16 protein-coding genes are annotated in these 14,844 nt (G+C 71.9%); 9 read left to right on the top strand and 7 right to left on the bottom strand.

Going from position 1 to position 14,844, the window contains the following annotated elements:
• Positions 1-106 precede the first annotated feature (106 nt).
• From OQ02_RS26875 to OQ02_RS26865, 3 genes are read left to right on the top strand one after another with little or no spacing between them, the layout of a single operon-like run.
• Positions 107-700, top strand: a complete 594-nt coding sequence (locus tag OQ02_RS26875; protein ID WP_033441378.1) for a TetR/AcrR family transcriptional regulator — start codon at positions 107-109, stop codon at positions 698-700.
• Entirely contained in the window at positions 700-1,854 is a 1,155-nt protein-coding gene (locus tag OQ02_RS26870) for an MFS transporter (protein ID WP_033441377.1), read from the top strand. Before OQ02_RS26875 ends, OQ02_RS26870 begins: the two co-directional genes overlap by 1 nt.
• A 10-nt stretch (positions 1,855-1,864) precedes the next feature.
• Positions 1,865-2,371 (top strand): acyl-CoA thioesterase, encoded by a 507-nt coding sequence (locus OQ02_RS26865; RefSeq protein ID WP_033441376.1) that lies wholly within the window; start codon positions 1,865-1,867, stop codon positions 2,369-2,371.
• On the opposite strand, the gene OQ02_RS26860 is transcribed toward OQ02_RS26865, so the two are convergent.
• Complete coding sequence (locus OQ02_RS26860; protein ID WP_033441375.1) at positions 2,343-3,395, bottom strand: TetR/AcrR family transcriptional regulator; 1,053 nt, start codon at positions 3,393-3,395, stop codon at positions 2,343-2,345. The genes OQ02_RS26865 and OQ02_RS26860 overlap by 29 nt on opposite strands.
• 59 nt (positions 3,396-3,454) lie before the next feature.
• On the opposite strand from OQ02_RS26860, the gene OQ02_RS26855 reads away from it, so the two are divergent.
• The gene (locus tag OQ02_RS26855) at positions 3,455-4,669 is read left to right on the top strand and encodes a cytochrome P450 family protein (RefSeq protein ID WP_051772864.1); all 1,215 of its coding nucleotides are present in this window, start codon (positions 3,455-3,457) and stop codon (positions 4,667-4,669) included.
• Positions 4,670-4,874: 205 nt separating this feature from the next.
• On the opposite strand, the gene OQ02_RS26850 is transcribed toward OQ02_RS26855, so the two are convergent.
• Positions 4,875-5,204: a winged helix-turn-helix transcriptional regulator gene (locus OQ02_RS26850; RefSeq protein ID WP_051772863.1), complete on the bottom strand. Its 330-nt coding sequence runs from the start codon at positions 5,202-5,204 to the stop codon at positions 4,875-4,877.
• A 175-nt stretch (positions 5,205-5,379) separates the two neighbouring features.
• On the opposite strand from OQ02_RS26850, the gene OQ02_RS26845 reads away from it, so the two are divergent.
• Positions 5,380-6,216, top strand: a complete 837-nt coding sequence (locus tag OQ02_RS26845; RefSeq protein ID WP_033441506.1) for an NAD(P)H-binding protein — start codon at positions 5,380-5,382, stop codon at positions 6,214-6,216.
• Positions 6,217-6,354: 138 nt separating this feature from the next.
• Positions 6,355-6,888, top strand: a complete 534-nt coding sequence (locus tag OQ02_RS26840) for a TIGR03086 family metal-binding protein (RefSeq protein WP_051772862.1) — start codon at positions 6,355-6,357, stop codon at positions 6,886-6,888.
• Positions 6,889-7,372: 484 nt separating this feature from the next.
• Here the strand turns inward: OQ02_RS26840 and OQ02_RS26835 are convergent, their stop codons facing one another.
• The 4 genes from OQ02_RS26835 to OQ02_RS26820 form a co-directional block, all read right to left on the bottom strand.
• Positions 7,373-7,894 carry a DUF4262 domain-containing protein gene (locus OQ02_RS26835; RefSeq protein WP_033441371.1) on the bottom strand — a complete coding sequence of 174 codons (522 nt, stop codon included), beginning with the start codon at positions 7,892-7,894 and terminating at the stop codon, positions 7,373-7,375.
• A gap of 106 nt (positions 7,895-8,000) precedes the next feature.
• Positions 8,001-8,750 (bottom strand): YebC/PmpR family DNA-binding transcriptional regulator, encoded by a 750-nt coding sequence (locus OQ02_RS26830; protein ID WP_033441370.1) that lies wholly within the window; start codon positions 8,748-8,750, stop codon positions 8,001-8,003.
• Between the two features lie 18 nt (positions 8,751-8,768).
• Complete coding sequence (gene pdxT, locus OQ02_RS26825; protein WP_033441369.1) at positions 8,769-9,374, bottom strand: pyridoxal 5'-phosphate synthase glutaminase subunit PdxT; 606 nt, start codon at positions 9,372-9,374, stop codon at positions 8,769-8,771.
• A 479-nt stretch (positions 9,375-9,853) separates the two neighbouring features.
• On the bottom strand, positions 9,854-11,077 hold the full coding sequence (locus tag OQ02_RS26820) for a trans-sulfuration enzyme family protein (protein ID WP_033441368.1): 1,224 nt from the start codon (positions 11,075-11,077) through the stop codon (positions 9,854-9,856).
• Positions 11,078-11,151: 74 nt separating this feature from the next.
• Here OQ02_RS26820 and OQ02_RS26815 point away from each other — a divergent pair, with 74 nt between their 5' ends.
• Positions 11,152-11,625, top strand: coding sequence for an Lrp/AsnC family transcriptional regulator (locus OQ02_RS26815; protein ID WP_442973681.1), 474 nt, complete (start codon positions 11,152-11,154; stop codon positions 11,623-11,625).
• Positions 11,626-11,688: 63 nt separating this feature from the next.
• Here the strand turns inward: OQ02_RS26815 and OQ02_RS26810 are convergent, their stop codons facing one another.
• Complete coding sequence (locus OQ02_RS26810; protein ID WP_197043510.1) at positions 11,689-12,420, bottom strand: group II truncated hemoglobin; 732 nt, start codon at positions 12,418-12,420, stop codon at positions 11,689-11,691.
• Positions 12,421-12,503: 83 nt separating this feature from the next.
• On the opposite strand from OQ02_RS26810, the gene OQ02_RS26805 reads away from it, so the two are divergent.
• Together OQ02_RS26805 and OQ02_RS26800 are read left to right on the top strand one after the other, a co-directional pair.
• Complete coding sequence (locus OQ02_RS26805) at positions 12,504-14,405, top strand: acyl-CoA dehydrogenase family protein (RefSeq protein ID WP_051772838.1); 1,902 nt, start codon at positions 12,504-12,506, stop codon at positions 14,403-14,405.
• Positions 14,406-14,424: 19 nt separating this feature from the next.
• A complete protein-coding gene (locus OQ02_RS26800; protein WP_033441365.1) occupies positions 14,425-14,802 on the top strand; it encodes a DUF6292 family protein in 378 nt (125 codons plus the stop codon).
• The last annotated feature ends 42 nt before the right edge of the window (positions 14,803-14,844 follow it).

Genomic DNA, 14,844 nt, shown 5'->3' with positions numbered 1-14,844 from the left:
CCACCAGGGGTTTCGAGCTCCGATCAGCAAGTACACCCCAAAGTGGGGCCAGGCAAGCCGTACGTACTGATTGGATTTCCCCGGGCGGCCCTGGCAACATCGACCGGTGCCCAGGGTGAGCCAGGACCACCTCGATGCCCGCCGCCGCCAGATCCTTGACGGTGCGCGTGCGTGTTTCGCGCGTTTCGGCTACGAAGGCGCCACCGTGCGCCGCTTGGAAGAGGCTACCGGCCTGTCCAGGGGCGCGATCTTCCACCACTTCCGGGACAAGGAGTCGTTGTTCCTCGCCCTCGCCGAGGACGACGCGCTGCGGATGGCGGAGGTCGTCGCCGAGCAGGGCCTCGTGCAGGTCATGCGCGACCTCCTCGCGCCGCCCGACCCGAGCGAGGTCGAGCACCCCGCGGACTGGCTCGGCACCCGGCTGGAGGTGTCCCGCCGGCTGCGCACCGACCCCGAGTTCCGGGCCAGGTGGGCGGAGCGGTCGCGGCAGCTGACCGACGCGACGCGGCAGCGGTTGGAGCGCCAGCGCGAAGCCGGGAACCTGCGCGACGACGTGGACGTGACCGTGCTGACGTCGTTCCTGGAGCTGGTGCTGGAGGGCCTGGTGTCGCACCTGGCCATGGGCCTGCCCGCGGACGACCTCGAACCCGTGCTCGACCTGGTCGAGGAGAGCGTGCGCCGGCACCGCCGCACGGGGTGATGGTCCGGTACCTCTGGTCCGCGGGCCTCGCCCGCCTCGCGGACGAGATGGTCGCCGTCGCCGTGGTGCTGCTCGCCTTGGCGCGCACCGACTCGCCGCTGCTGTCCGGTGCGGTGATCGCCGCGTACACGGTGCCGTCGATCCTGTCCGGACCGCTGCTCGGCGCGTGGCTCGACCGGACCCGGCGGCCCGTGTCCGCTCTTGCCGCCAACCAGTTCGTGCTGTCCGCGATGGCGCTGGCCATGGTGTTCGCCCCCGCGCCGTGGCTCGTGGCGGCGGCGTTCGTCGCGGGCATCACGCTGCCGATGACCAGCGGCGGGTTCACCAGCCTGGTCCCGCGCCTGGCGACCGACGTGCACGCGGCCACGTCGCAGGACGCGCTGCTGTTCAACGCGGCGGCGATCGGCGGGCCCGCGCTCGCCGCCGTGCTGAGCACCGCCGCGTCACCCGCCGTCGCGGTGGCCGCGGTCGCCGCGCTGTCATCGGCCGGTGGGCTGTGCACCATCACGCTGAGCGTGCCGCCGCACCCTCCCGGCGAGCACCAGTCGCTGCGTTCCGCGATGAAGCGCGGGCTCCGGCACCTGGCCACCACTCCCCCGCTGCGCGGCGCGACCGTCGCGTCGGTGGTCGGGTACGGGTCGGTCGGCATGCTCGTCACGGCGCTGCCGCTGCACCTCGGGGCGTTGGGCGTCGACGAGAACCAGACCGGGATCGTGTGGGCGGCCGTGGAGGTTGGCTGCGTGGCGAGCATCCTGGCGGTCCGCCGGCGGCTGCCGCGGTGGCGCCCCGAACGGGTGGTCTTCACGACCGTCGCGCTGTACGGGGTGACACTCGCGCTCTGGCCGGTGACCGCGCACTTCCCGGTGCTCCTGGGCTTGGCGGTGCTCAGCGGCGTGGCTCAGGGGCCGACGCTGACCGCCACGATCACCGCACGCCGGCGGTACACGCCCGAGGGATTGCTCGGACAGGTGTCGACCACCGGGGCGAGCCTGAAGACCGGCGCGTTCGCGGCGGGTGCGGCGGGCGGCGGCGCGCTGCTCACCGCCTGGCACCCGGCGGTGGTGATCTTGCTGGTCGCGGTCGGGCAGCTGGTGGCGGCGACGCTCGGAGCAGCCGCCGCCCGGCCGAAGCGGGCCGTTCCGGCGACCCCATAGGATCGCTTGCATGGCTGACCCGCGACCTGCCCACGTGCACCGGGTGCGGGTGCGCCCGGTCGACTGCGACCGCCAGGGGATCGTGCACGCCTCCCGCTACGCGGTCTTCTTCGAGGCCGCGATGGTGGAGACCCTGCGGTCGTTGCTGGGGTCCTACAAGGAGTTGGAGAAGCACGGCATCGACTTCGTGCTGGCCGAGACGTCCATCCGGTACCTCAACCCGAGCCGGTTCGACGACCTGCTGCGGATCTCCGTGCGCGTGCGGACGCTCGGCACCACCACGTTGACCATGGGGTTCGACGGCGACGTGGACGGCACCCCGGTCGTCACCGGCTGGAACCGCTACGTCTCGTTCGGCACGCCGGAGCTGCGCAGCACCCCGATCCCGGCGGACTTCCGCAAGGTGCTGGAACGCCGTCCGGTCACGCCCAGGACCGCGACCACCCCGACGACCGCCCCGAGGACGGCGCCGAGGACGGCGCCGGAGCCTAGGTCCGCACCCGCGTCCCGGCGCTGACCGCGTGACCCGCGCCTGAGCCCTCGGCCCGCGCCACGATCCGGCCGCCCTCGACGCGGACCGCGGTCTCGGTCTCGTCGCTCACGGCCGGCACGCCCGCCGCGCCCGCCAACGCGCCGGTCTCGTCGCACACCACCCGCACCGCGGGCCACGCGGCGACCGGGAACGCCTGCCGCAGGCTGACGCACAGCTGCGCCACCACGAGCCGCGCCAGCGGTGCCAGCTCGGCCGGCGTGCCGGTCACCATCGCGAGGGTTACCCGTGCGCCCGCCCGCACCGCCTCCTCGACCGCGGCCAGCCTGTTGAGCCCCAGCACGACGACCACGCCGTCCTCGTCGGGCGTCACCTGCCCGCCGCGCACGAGGTCGACCGCGGTCGGCGGCGTCCACGGCCGGTCCTCGGTCCGCACCGCGGCCTCGGCGGGTGGCGGCCACCAGTCGCCGAGCTCCAGTCCCGCCAGCTGCTCGCACGCGCTGACCACGTCGAACGGCTCCAGGAACCCCGGCGCGGCGGTGGCCAGCTGGCTCGCGCCGTGCAGCGCGGTGAGCACGACCTCGGCCTTGCGCACCATCCTGAACGGCGGCGAGCCCGGCGGCGTCGCGGCCGGTTCGAGGGCTTCCATCGCGAGGCTGAGCAGCAGCGCGTCCAGCTTCAGCAGCTGCGTGAACGGCCGCCGCGTCACCTCCTCCGCGACCACCTCGGGCATGAAGTCCCGCGCCAACGCGTCGTGGCTGAGCGAGGTGACCCACGCGCGGGCCAGCGCGCCGAGGGCTGCACGCACGTCCGGACCGCGTTGCGGGTTCGCGGGGGTCGAAGCGCGCTCGACGAGGTCGGCCAGCACGGCGAAGTAGAGGGCGCGCTTGCCGGGGAAGTTCGAGTACACCGCGCCCCGGGTGAGATCGGCGCGCCGGGCGATGGTGTCGATCTTGGCGTCCCGGAACCCGCGTTCGGCGAACTCCTCGCGGGCCGCGTCCAGCACCCGGGCCCGGTTGCGCTCCTGGGCTTCCACCCTGCTCAGCCGCACCGTCCACGCTCCCTGTTTGCCAGGCGTCTCGCGGTCAAGATACCGTCACCATTCAGATGATGAGAACATCTGATCTGAACATCCGGAGGCTCGCGTTGACCGTTCCCGAGATCGACCCCACCAACCCGGACGTGCTGCTCGACCCGTTCACCGCCTACGCCAAAGCCCGCGAGGACTGCCCGGTGGCGCGGATGACCGTGCCCGGCATGGGCGACCTGTGGATCCTGACCAGGCACGAGGACGCCCGCGCGATGCTCGGCGACCCGCGCTTCGCGCTGAACGCGAACAGCTTCATGCGCCTGCCCGGCATCCCGGAGCACTGCCTGCCGTACCTGCGCACGATGTCCGAGATGGAAGGCCCGGAGCACGTCCGGCTGCGCAGGCTGGCCGCGCCCGCGTTCACCGCGCGTCGGGCGGAAGGCTTCCGGCCGCGCATCGAGGCGCTCGTGGCCGCGCTGCTCGACGCCCTGCCGGACGGCGACACCGTGGACCTCATGCCGCACTTCGCCCGCCCACTGCCGATGGACGTGATCTGCGAGCTGGTGGGCATCCCCGCCGAGGACCGGCTCCGGTGGCGCGAGTACGGCGAGGCCGTCGTGGCGGGTTACGGACCGGGGTTCCTCGCCGCGATCCCCGGGATCATCGAGGGCGCGAAGGCCGCCGTCGAGTCGCGCCGGACGTCACCGGGTGACGACCTGATCTCGCAGCTGCTGCGCGTGCAGGACGACGACGGCGACCGGCTCTCGGACGCCGAGCTGGTCACGCTGGTGTGGCAGCTGGCGCTGGCCGGGCAGACGCCGGCCAACCTGATCGTCAACGGCCTGGAAGCGCTGCTCACCCATCCCGACCAGCTCGCCGCGCTCAGGGCCGACCCCGGCCTGATGCCGCGCGCGGTGGAGGAGTTGACCCGGTGGGTCGGCCCGCAGCTGCTCACCGCGCCCAGGTACACGCAGGAGGAGGTGACCTTCGGCGACGTGGTGATCGACAAGGGACAGCCGGTGATGGCGGGGATCATGTCCGCCAACCGCGACCCGCGCGCGTTCTCCGCGCCGGACGACCTCGACGTCACCCGCGAGCCCTCGACCGGGCACCTCGGGTACTCGCACGGTCCTCACTTCTGCCTCGGCGCGGCGTTCGCCAAGGTGCAGACCGAGGTGGCGCTTTCCGCTGTGCTGCAACGGTTCCCGCACCTCTCCCTCGCCGAGGCGCCGCAGGCCACCCCGGACGGCGGCACCTGGCGGTTGGCGTCGCTGGTGGTCAGGACCCGGGAGTGACCAGCGACCGGACGTGACCAGCGGCGGGCGGTGGCGCGGTTGCGAGACCTTTTCAGGTGTGACGAATCGACATCCGATCGGGCAAACCATCAGCTGCCATTCAGGAATGTGGTGCATGCTGGAGGTGCGCGTCGACCCGCCGCACCGCCGCCGCGGCGGGTCGTTGCGTCTTTATCCGCGCCGACGCGGACTTCCCCGCAGGCGCTCAGGTTCGCCGGCCGCCGACCTGTTCCCGGGCGTCGTGGTCCTGCCGGGCCCGTTCCACCTTCTCCAGGTTGACCGCCGTCCACTCGGCCAGCGTGGCGAAGAGCGGCGCGAGGCTGCGGCCGAGTTCGCTGATCTCGTACTCGACCCGCGGCGGCACTTCGGCGTGGTAGGTGCGGATGACGAGCCCGTCGCGCTCCAGCTGCCGCAGCCGCTGGGTCAGCACCTTGGGCGTGATCGTGGTGATGCGCCGGGACAGCTCGACGAACCGCAGCCGGCCGAACTCGTTCAGCGTCCACAGGATCGGCGTCGTCCAGCGGCTGAACACCATGTCGACCACCGGAGCGATAGGGCAGGCCAGCTCCGGATCGGACGTCGCGCCGGCCGTCCACGTTGTGCTGCTGGTCACAACAAGCCCCTTCCGCCAGTACTTTCCTCTAGGTACCTACTATATCCAGGCCAGTAACTTCCCCCGAGTACTCGACAACGACTTCTCGGGAGTGGACATGATCGTGGTGACCGGGGCGACGGGGAACGTCGGCCGGACCCTCGTAGGGGCACTGGCGGCGGCCGGCGAGCACGTGACCGCCGTGGCGCGCGGGATCACGGCGGCGGACGTGCCGGAAGGTGTGCGAACCCTCACGGCGGACATGGTGCGGCCGGAAAGCCTCGCGCCCGCGCTGGACGGCGCCGACGCGCTGTTCCTGCTGACCGCACCCGGCTGGTTGGCCGCCGGTGGCGACAGGGCGGTGCTGCGGAACGTCCTCGACGTCGCACGGGCCGGTGGCGTCCAGCGGGTCGTCCTGCTGTCCTCGCAGGGCGTCGGCACGGGTCGCCACCAGTCGGACTTCGAGGACGAGGTCAAGGGGTCGGGTCTGCCGTGGACGGTGCTGCGGCCGGGCGGTTTCGACTCGAACGCCTTCGCGTGGGCCGCGACGATCCGCGCGGAGCGGGTGGCCATGGCGCCGTTCGGCGATGTCGCGCTGCCGACCGTCGACCCGGACGACATCGCCGACATGGCTGCCGTGGCGCTGCGGGAACCGGGTCACGCGGGCGCGACGTACGTGCTGACCGGTCCGGCCCCGATCACACCCCGGCAGCAGGTCGCGGTGATCGGGGACGTGCTGGGCGAGCCGGTCCGGTTCGTCGAGCTGACCCGTGACGAGGCACGCGCCGGGATGGTGCAGTACATGCCAGAGCCGGCCGTGGACGCCACGCTGGGCATCCTCGGCACACCGTCGGCGGAGGAGCAGCGGGTGAACCCGGACGTGGAGCGGGTCCTCGGCCGTCCGGCCCGCACGTTCGCCGACTGGGCCGCGCGCAACGCCGCCGCGTTCAAGTGACCCGCCGTTGGGCCGTACGGGTGCACTAGATCAAGTCCACGCACCGTCGTGTGGACCAATGCACCGGCTCGGGGTGCGGTTCGGGTCAACGTTTGGTGCACTCGTGGGGTGGATCTGATCGAGGCTCACGGACGCGCGATGACGGAGTTCGACTCGCGGGTGCGCCGGGTGCGCCCCGAGCAGTGGGACTGGGGCACCCCGTGCAAGGAGTGGACGGTCCGCGAACTGGTCAACCACCTGGTCCACGAGCAGCTGTGGGCGCCGGAACTGCTGGCGGGCTGCACGATCGAGCAGGTGGGTGACCGCTTCGACGGCGACCAGCTCGGCGAGGACCCGTTGCACTCCTGGGTGCTGGCGGCGGCTGCGGCGAGAGAGGCGTGGATCGCGCCGAAGGCGTTGCAGAAGTCGGTCCACCTGAGTTCCGGCAAGGAGCCCGCGATCGAGTACGGCTGGCAGATGACGACGGACCTGGCCGTGCACGCTTGGGACCTGGCCCGCGCCATCGGGGTGGACGAGCGGATCGACCCGGACGTGGCCGAGGTGGTGCTCGACTACATCGAGCCGAACGCCGAGTCGTGGGCGGCGAGCGGGCTGTTCGACCCACCGGTTCCGGTGTCCGCCGACGCGGACGCGCAGACCAGGCTGATCGCCCTGCTCGGCCGCACGCCCTGAGGTCGCACGTCCGGAGGTTGCACGTCGGGAGGTTGCACGTCCGGAGGCCGCAGGTTCCGAGGCGCGCGTCCGGAGGCCTCAGGTCCCGAGGTCGCAGGTCCCGAGGCTGCCCGTTCTGAGGCTGCCCGCCGTTCTGAGGCTGCCCGTCCTGGCCTGCAGGTCCTGAGCTGCACGCCCTGAGGTCGCACGTCCGGAGGCCGCAGGCCCTTGAGGTCGTCCTCCGCGGGCTTTGTCGCGGGGGGAGCCTCGGTCACTCCCCCCACGGCCCATTCCTTGGCCAGGGCGGGGCCCCCTTGACCAAGCCTCGTCGCGCGTCCCGTCCTGCGCGGCTCCCCCTTCGCCCGCGCAGGACGGGACGTGCCTCCCCCCTTGCGGCGTGCGGCGCCCCGACGTGCCGACGCACATCACAGTGATAACCCGACGGGCGTTGTCAGTGGTCGGTGACCTCACACCTGACAACATTTCCCGGACAACGTGGCGCCGGTCACGGACCGTTGACGCCCGGCTCCCAGCTCTCCGGCCGACCGCTCTCGGTCAGCAGCAGCTGCCAGTCGCCGAAGCCCATCGGCGCGTCGTGGTGCCACGGGAAGCGGCCTTCGGCGGTCGGCACGATGATCTGGAGGGCGGCGAAGTCGCCCTTGCCGTAGAGCAGGAACGCGCTGCCGAAGAACTCCGGGTAGAAGCCCTTGAACACGCGCTCGAACGTGACCGGCACGCCCTCGAAGAAGTCGTGGTAGAGCCGGCCCGGCACGAACCGCTCACCCTTGCGGGCGCGGTCGACGTAGGCGTGGATGAGCACCTTGGCGTGCTCCTCGGGCAGCCCGAGCACCACCGCCTCGGCCACGCCGAACCTGCGCCACGCGCCCACGGAGAACGAGTACCCGGCGCCTTCGGCGTCCTCGGGTACGGAGACCACCGCGTGGCCGTGCAGCTCGGCCTGGGTCAGCAGCCAATTGCGCAGGTTGATGTCCTGTGGACTGGGGGCGGGGCTCGACACCCTGCCCATTGTGCCCGTTGCCGGCGTCAACCCCGCATGAGCACCGGCACACCCACAGCCGACAGCCCCGCGCCGGCACGACCGGGCACGGGGCTGTGGAGGGCCGGACGCGGGGTCAGTCGACCTCCGCCATCACCTCGTCGGTCACGTCGAAGTTCGCGAACACGTTCTGCACGTCGTCGCAGTCCTCGAGCGCGTCGATCAGCTTGAAGATCTTCCGCGCGCCGTCGGCCTCCAGCTGCACGGACACCGAGGGCAGGAAGTTCGCCTCGGCCGACTCGTAGTCGTACCCGGCGTCCTGGAGCGCCTTGCGCACCGCGACCAGGTCACCGGCCTCGGACACGACCTCGTAGCTCTCGCCCAGGTCGTTGACCTCCTCGGCGCCCGCGTCCAGCACCGCCATCAGCACGTCGTCCTCGGCCAGCTCGCCCTTCGGCACGATCACGACGCCCTTGCGGGTGAACATGTAGGCCACCGAGCCGGGGTCCGCCATCGAACCGCCGTTGCGGCTCATCGCGGTGCGCACCTCGGACGCGGCCCGGTTGCGGTTGTCGGTCAGGCACTCGACCAGCACCGCCACGCCGTTGGGGCCGTAGCCCTCGTACATGATGGTCTGCCAGTCCGCGCCGCCCGCCTCCTCACCGCCGCCACGCTTGCGCGCACGCTCGATGTTGTCCAGCGGCACCGAGTTCTTCCGCGCCTTCTGGATGGCGTCGTACAGGGTCGGGTTGCCGTCGGGATCACCGCCGCCGGTGCGGGCCGCCACCTCGATGTTCTTGATCAGCCGCGCGAAGAGCTTGCCGCGCTTGGCGTCGATGGCGGCCTTCTTGTGCTTGGTGGTCGCCCACTTTGAGTGGCCGCTCATTTGTCCTCCGTCGAATACTCAGCCCGCCGCACGGACCATGTCCACGAAAAGGCGGTGCACTCGCCCGTCGCCGGTCAGTTCCGGGTGGAACGAGGTGGCGAGCACGTGCCCCTGCCGAACCGCGACGATCCTACCGGCGGCCTCTCCCGCGTCCGCCGATTCCGGCACCCGGGCGAGTACTTCCACCTCCGGACCCGCCGATTCGACCCATGGCGCGCGGATGAACACCGCGTGCACGTCACCGACGTCGGTGAAGTCGAGATCGGACTCGAAGGAATCCACCTGCCGGCCGAACGCGTTGCGCCGCACGACGATGTCGAGCCCGCCGAGCTGGTGCTGGTCCGGTCGCCCGTCGAGGACCCGGTCGGCGAGCAGGATCATCCCGGCGCACGACCCGTAGGTCGGCATGCCTTCCTTGATCCGCGTCCGCAGCGGTTCCAGCAGGTCGAACGTGGCGAGCAGCCGGCTGATGGTCGTCGACTCGCCGCCCGGCAGCACCACGCCGTCGACCTCGGCCAGTTCCTCCGGCCTGCGGATCGGACGGGCCAGGACGTCGGCTTCCGCCAACGCCACGAGGTGTTCACGGACGTCGCCCTGGAGGGCGAGGACACCGACGACGGACACGGCTGGGGTTCCTCCGACTGATTGTCGGCTCCGCCGACTTCCTGGTTGAACCCCACCAGCCTAGGTGACCGGGCCGGACGGCTGCTCGTGGCACCCGTCCGGCCCGATCGGCACTTCCCGCGGCGCGCTAGTGGTCGCGCACCGCGACCCGTTCGGCGGCCTGGTAAGCCACCGAACGACGGGCTTGGGGGGCTCGCCTGCCGACGGAGGGCGGCACGACGGGCACCGGGATGTGCGCGAACCGGTCGACGGTCCGACAAAGGTGGATTCACCGCCGATACACCGGGCGGCTTCTGGAGGGAGAACCGAATTGCACGGAGACCGCAGTTCGGCGGTCATCACGCGACCGGCTTCCCGTCGAGGAACGAGCGAACGCGCACGGAGACCCGTTGTGGCAGGTCCGGCAGCCGCACAGCCCGATTGGGGCACTCGACGGCGTCCGGCTCCGCAGCGCGCTGCTCATTCCTGACGACCGCACATTAGTGGCTCGCGGCGGGCTCCCGGAAACCGCTTGAGGAAGGCTTGATGTAATCCTGTTCACAAGGTCCGGAAAGGGCCTGGTCGAGGTCGTCCCAAATGTCCTCGACATCCTCCAGGCCGACGCTCAGGCGCAGCAGGTTCGCCGGCACGCCGGACGCCTCGCGGGCGGCGTCGGGCACCAGCCTGTGCGTGAGCGCGGCGGGGTGCTCGATCAGCGTGTCCACCGAGCCGAGGCTGACGGCGGGCGTGACGAGCCGCAGCCGGCGCACCACCGCGGCCGGGTCCTCGCGGGTGGTGAACGCGAGCATCGCGCCCGGACCGCGCATCTGCGTGCCGATCAGCCCGGCCGGGTCGGCGCCGGGCAGGCTCGGGTGCCGCACCAGACCTGTGCCGGGGTGCGCGTCGAGCCGTGCCGCCAACTCGACCGCGCCGCGCTGGGCCGCCTCGACGCGCAGCGGCAGCGTGGCCAGGCCGCGGTGCATGAGGTAGCCGCCCAGCGGGTGCAGCACCGCGCCGGTGATGATCCGGACCTGGCGCAGCGGTGCCGCGTGCTCTTCGTCGCACGCCACCACGCCGCCGAGCACGTCGCCGTGGCCGCCGAGGTACTTGGTGCCCGAGTGCAGGACGTAGGTCGCGCCGTGTGCGGCCGGGTTCTGGAGCACGGGCGTGGCGAACGTGTTGTCCACGACCACCGGCACGTCACCGGCCCGCGCGACGACGGCGGCGATGTCGAGCAGGTCCAGGTTGGGGTTGGCCGGCGTCTCGACCACCACCAGGCCGGTCTCCGGGGTGATCGCGTCGGCGACCTCGTCGGCGGTGGCGTAGGTGGTGCGGACGCCGAGCAGCCCGGACGACAGGAGGTGGTCCGTGCCGCCGTAGATGGGCCGCACCGCGACCACGTGCGTCTTGCCGGTCAGCACGCACGCGGCCTGCACCACGGCGGTCACGGCCGCCATGCCGCTGCCGAACGCCACGGCGGCCGACGTGCCCTCCAACGCGGCCAGGGCCTGCTCGAACCGGGCCACGGTGGGGTTGTGCAGCCGGGAGTAGACCGGTGAGGTGGCGTGCGCCGCGCCCTCGGCGAACGCCTGGAGCGCGTAGCCGCCCTCGGTCTGGTCGGGGATCGGGTAGGTGGTGGACAGGTCGATCGGCAGGGCGTGCACGCCAAGGTCGGCGAGGTCGTCGCGCCCACCGTGCACCGCCGTCGTTCGCAACCGCGTCATGGCCGAATCGTGGACTTGTCGTCGGACTTGGGGGGAAACTTCCGCAGGCTGTTCGGCGGATGGAGGAGTTCGACGTGTTGGATTCGGTGGACGCGGCGATCGTGCAAGAGCTCCAGAAGGACGCACGGCTGCCCAACAAGGATCTTGCCGACCGGGTCAACGTGGCGGCGTCCACGTGCGTGGTGCGGCACCGGGCGCTGCGCGAGCGCGGCGTGATCACCGGCTACCACGCGGAGGTCGACCTGACCGCCGTCGGACGGCCGGTGCAGGCGATCATCGCGGTGCGCGTCCGGCCGCACACGAGGGCGATCGTGGAGCCGTTCATGGACTACGTCCTGTCGTTGCCGGAGGTGCTGGCGATGTCGCACGTGGCCGGGCCGGAGGACTTCCTGGTGCACGTCGCGGTCGCCGACACGGCCCACCTGCAACGCCTGGTCCTGGACCGCTTCACCACCCGGCGGGAGGTGAGCGAGGTGCAGACGAACCTGCTGTTCCAGCACGTCCGCAAGCACTCCGTGCCGCCGGTGGGGGACGACCGGTGGTCCTGAGCGGGGGGGCGGGGCACGGCTCCGAGCCACCGCGATGAACAGGCCCGTGTCGCCCCTGCGGCGTCAGCCCTGCCAAGGGCGCACGTTGCCCCAGTCCCACGTCGGCATGGGCTCGGCGGGGTTCGGTTGGGCGCCGGGCTGCGAGAAGACCACCGCCATCCTGGTGCCCCACTCCAGGTAGCCGACGAACGCCGAGCGGAACTCCGGGTCGTCCGGCAGGCCGACGTCGTCCGCCGTGTCGAGCAGGAGCGACACCCAACGCCGGCGCTGCTGCTCGGTGATCCCCCGGCCCAGGTGCCGGCCCACCATGCCCCGGTGCCCGCCGCGCGACGCCGAGTAGGCGCTCGGTCCGCCGAAGACCTCGCCGAGCCAGTCCGCGACGTGGTGCGCGTGGTCGGGGTCCATGCCGGCGAACAGCGGCGCCAGCAGCTCGTCCTCCGGCACGCGCAGGTAGAAGGTGTGGAGCAGCTTCTCGAACGCCTCCGCGCCGCCGGCCCACTCGTAGAGCGTCGGCACCGGCCGGCCGATGTCGACCGGCTCGTGCCGGCGCGGCTCGTCGGCGTACGCGGCGAAGTCGGCGAGTTCGGCGGTGAACGGCGCGAAGTGGGGTCCGGCGCGGAAACCGTCCGGGTCGGCCGCCCAGGTCAGGCGGACGACGTGACCCTCCTCGCCCCTGGTCAGCTCGAAGTCGTGGCACTCGGGGGCGGCGGCGAGGTGCGCGGCGGCACGCCGGTAGGCGGCCTCGAACGCCTCGACGCGGTCGGCCGGCACGTCGTAGCGGGTGTACTCGATCATCACCTCGGCAGTCGAACACCTGCGGCGGGCCAGGGGCAAGCGCGTTGTCGAGCCGCCGGCGTGAACGTGTGTTAACAAGGGGCATGGGGATCACCACAGGCGACACCGATGACCGGACGACCGCGGACGCGTTGCGCGAACTGCTCGACGGCCGCTGGGGAACGCTGCGCCGGAACTCGGTGGAACTGCTGTCCGGCCTGCTCGAGTCCGACGCCGGCAAGCCGCGCGAACTGGGGCGCGAGGAGTACCGGGCCTGGGTGCTGGAGCAGCTGCACGCGTTGGCCGAGGCAGGCCACCCGCTGATCGGGTTCCCGGCCGAGTACGGCGGCCGGGACGACGTGGGCGGTTCGGTGGTGGCGTTCGAGGTGCTGGGGTTCGGCGACCTGTCGCTGATGGTCAAGGCCGGCGTCCAGTGGGGCCTGTTCGGCGGCGCGGTGCAGGCCCTCGGCACGGCCGGGCACCACGACCGGTACCTGCGCGCGATCATGAGCCTGGAACTGCCCGGCTGCTTCGCGATGACGGAGACCGGGCACGGGTCGGACGTGCAGAACCTGCGCACCACCGCCACCTACGACCCGTCGACCGAGGAATTCGTGGTGCACACGCCGGACGTGTCGGCGCGCAAGGACTACATCGGCAACGCGGCCCGTGACGGGCGGATGGCCGTGGTGTTCGCGCAACTCGTGACCAACGGCGAGGGGCAGGGCGTGCACGCGCTGCTGGTGCCCGTCCGGGACGACGCCGGCGCACCGATGCCGGGCGTGCGGATCGAGGACTGCGGGCCGAAAGCCGGCCTGAACGGCGTGGACAACGGGCGGCTGTCGTTCGACCGGGTGCGCGTGCCGCGGGCGAACCTGCTCAACCGGTACGGCGACGTCGCGCCGGACGGCACGTACTCAAGCCCGATCGAGGGCGAGGGCCGCCGGTTCTTCACCATGCTCGGCACGCTGGTGCGCGGGCGGATCAGCGTCGCCGGCGGGGCGGGCAGCGCGGCCAAGAAGGCGCTGGCGCTGGCCGTCCGCTACGGCGACTCACGCCGGCAGTTCACCCGGCCGGACACCGGTGCCGAGGTCGTGGTGCTCGACTACCTCGCCCACCAGCGGCGGCTGCTGCCCGCGCTGGCGACGTCCTACGCGCTGCACTTCGCGCAGGAGGAGATGGTGTCGGCGCTGCACGACGTCGCGGACGACCGGCAGCAGCGCGAGTTGGAGTCGCGGGCGGCCGGGCTGAAGGCCGTCGCCACCTGGCACGCCACGCGGACGATCCAGACGTGCCGGGAGGCGTGCGGCGGTGCCGGGTACCTGTCGGACAACCTGATCGCCGGGCTCAAGGCGGACACCGACGTGTTCACGACGTTCGAGGGCGACAACACGGTGTTGCTGCAACTCGTCGCCAAAGGCCTGCTGACCAGCTACCGCGACCACGTCGGCGACCTGGACCCGTGGGGCATGGCGCGGTTCGTGGCCGATCAGGCGGTGGGCGTGGTGATCGAGCGGACGGCCGCGCGGGCGATCATCGACCGGTTGGTGTCGGGCAGTTCGGACGCGCTGCTGGACCGCGGCTGGCAGGTGCGGCAGTTCGAGGACCGCGAGAAGCACGTGCTGGAGGGGTTGGCTCGGCGGTTGCGGCGTGCTTCGAAGGAGAACGCGTTCGACGTCTTCAACGCCGCGCAGGACCACGTGCTGCACGCCGCCCGCGCGCACGTGGACCGGGTGGTGCTGGAGGCTTTCGTGGCGGCGGTGGACCGGTGCGGCGACCCCTCGACTTCGGCGCTGCTGGACGAGGTGTGCGACCTGTACGCGTTGAGCACGATCGAAGCAGACCGGGCGTGGTTCCTGGAACACGGCCGGCTCACGCCGCAGCGGGCGAAGGCCGTTTCGCAGGCGGTGAACGAGCTTTGCGGGCGGTTGCGACCGCACGCGCGGGCGCTGGTCGACGCCTTCGGCATCCCGGAGTCGTTGCTCACGGCCCCGATGAACGCCTGAAAGGTCCAGAATAGGCGTTATGGATGACAGCGCGCAGATCAGTCTCGGTCTGGCCAGGTACGTGCGGGCGGTGGCCGAAGAAGTCGGCGTGCCCCCCGAGGGCACCGAGTTCGAGGTCAGCGACACCGCCACCGCGTACCTGGGCCTGGAAGGGCCGGGCCGTGACCTGATGCTGCTGTGGAGCGAGCAGCGCGGCTGGTCGATCGCGGTGGAGACCGACCCGACGGAGAAGCCGGTGGTGGTGGCCCACCTCGGCCTGCCGATCGTGCCGCCGCCCGACGCGGTGGCGAAGTTCGTGGACGACGTGCTGGCGGGCAAGCCCGGCAGCGCGGAGCCGAACCCCGGCGCCGCCCGCGACCGCCACCGGCTCGCCGGCCGGCTGGCCGACTACTTGTAGGCCGGCCGCCGCCATCCGCTGATCGGCGATGATTCCGCTCGG

Origin of the sequence: Saccharothrix sp. NRRL B-16314 (assembly GCF_000716595.1) — a bacterium.
Taxonomy (GTDB): Bacteria; Actinomycetota; Actinomycetes; order Mycobacteriales; family Pseudonocardiaceae; genus Actinosynnema.
Note: the sequence above shows the minus strand (reverse complement) of the source record. Positions and strands in the feature narration are given on the sequence as shown.

Coding starts and splice junctions, on each gene's coding strand:
- OQ02_RS26850 (WP_051772863.1), bottom strand. CDS start 5,204: ATGGTGTTCAGCCGCTGGACGACGCCGATCCTGTGGACGCTGAACGAG.
- OQ02_RS26840 (WP_051772862.1), top strand. CDS start 6,355: ATGACGGAGTTCGACTCGCGGGTGCGCCGGGTGCGCCCCGAGCAGTGG.
- OQ02_RS26805 (WP_051772838.1), top strand. CDS start 12,504: ATGGGGATCACCACAGGCGACACCGATGACCGGACGACCGCGGACGCG.
- OQ02_RS26845 (WP_033441506.1), top strand. CDS start 5,380: ATGATCGTGGTGACCGGGGCGACGGGGAACGTCGGCCGGACCCTCGTA.
- OQ02_RS26870 (WP_033441377.1), top strand. CDS start 700: ATGGTCCGGTACCTCTGGTCCGCGGGCCTCGCCCGCCTCGCGGACGAG.
- OQ02_RS26865 (WP_033441376.1), top strand. CDS start 1,865: ATGGCTGACCCGCGACCTGCCCACGTGCACCGGGTGCGGGTGCGCCCG.
- OQ02_RS26855 (WP_051772864.1), top strand. CDS start 3,455: ATGAGAACATCTGATCTGAACATCCGGAGGCTCGCGTTGACCGTTCCC.
- OQ02_RS26835 (WP_033441371.1), bottom strand. CDS start 7,894: ATGGGCAGGGTGTCGAGCCCCGCCCCCAGTCCACAGGACATCAACCTG.
- OQ02_RS26810 (WP_197043510.1), bottom strand. CDS start 12,420: ATGATCGAGTACACCCGCTACGACGTGCCGGCCGACCGCGTCGAGGCG.
- OQ02_RS26820 (WP_033441368.1), bottom strand. CDS start 11,077: ATGACGCGGTTGCGAACGACGGCGGTGCACGGTGGGCGCGACGACCTC.
- OQ02_RS26830 (WP_033441370.1), bottom strand. CDS start 8,750: ATGAGCGGCCACTCAAAGTGGGCGACCACCAAGCACAAGAAGGCCGCC.
- OQ02_RS26800 (WP_033441365.1), top strand. CDS start 14,425: ATGGATGACAGCGCGCAGATCAGTCTCGGTCTGGCCAGGTACGTGCGG.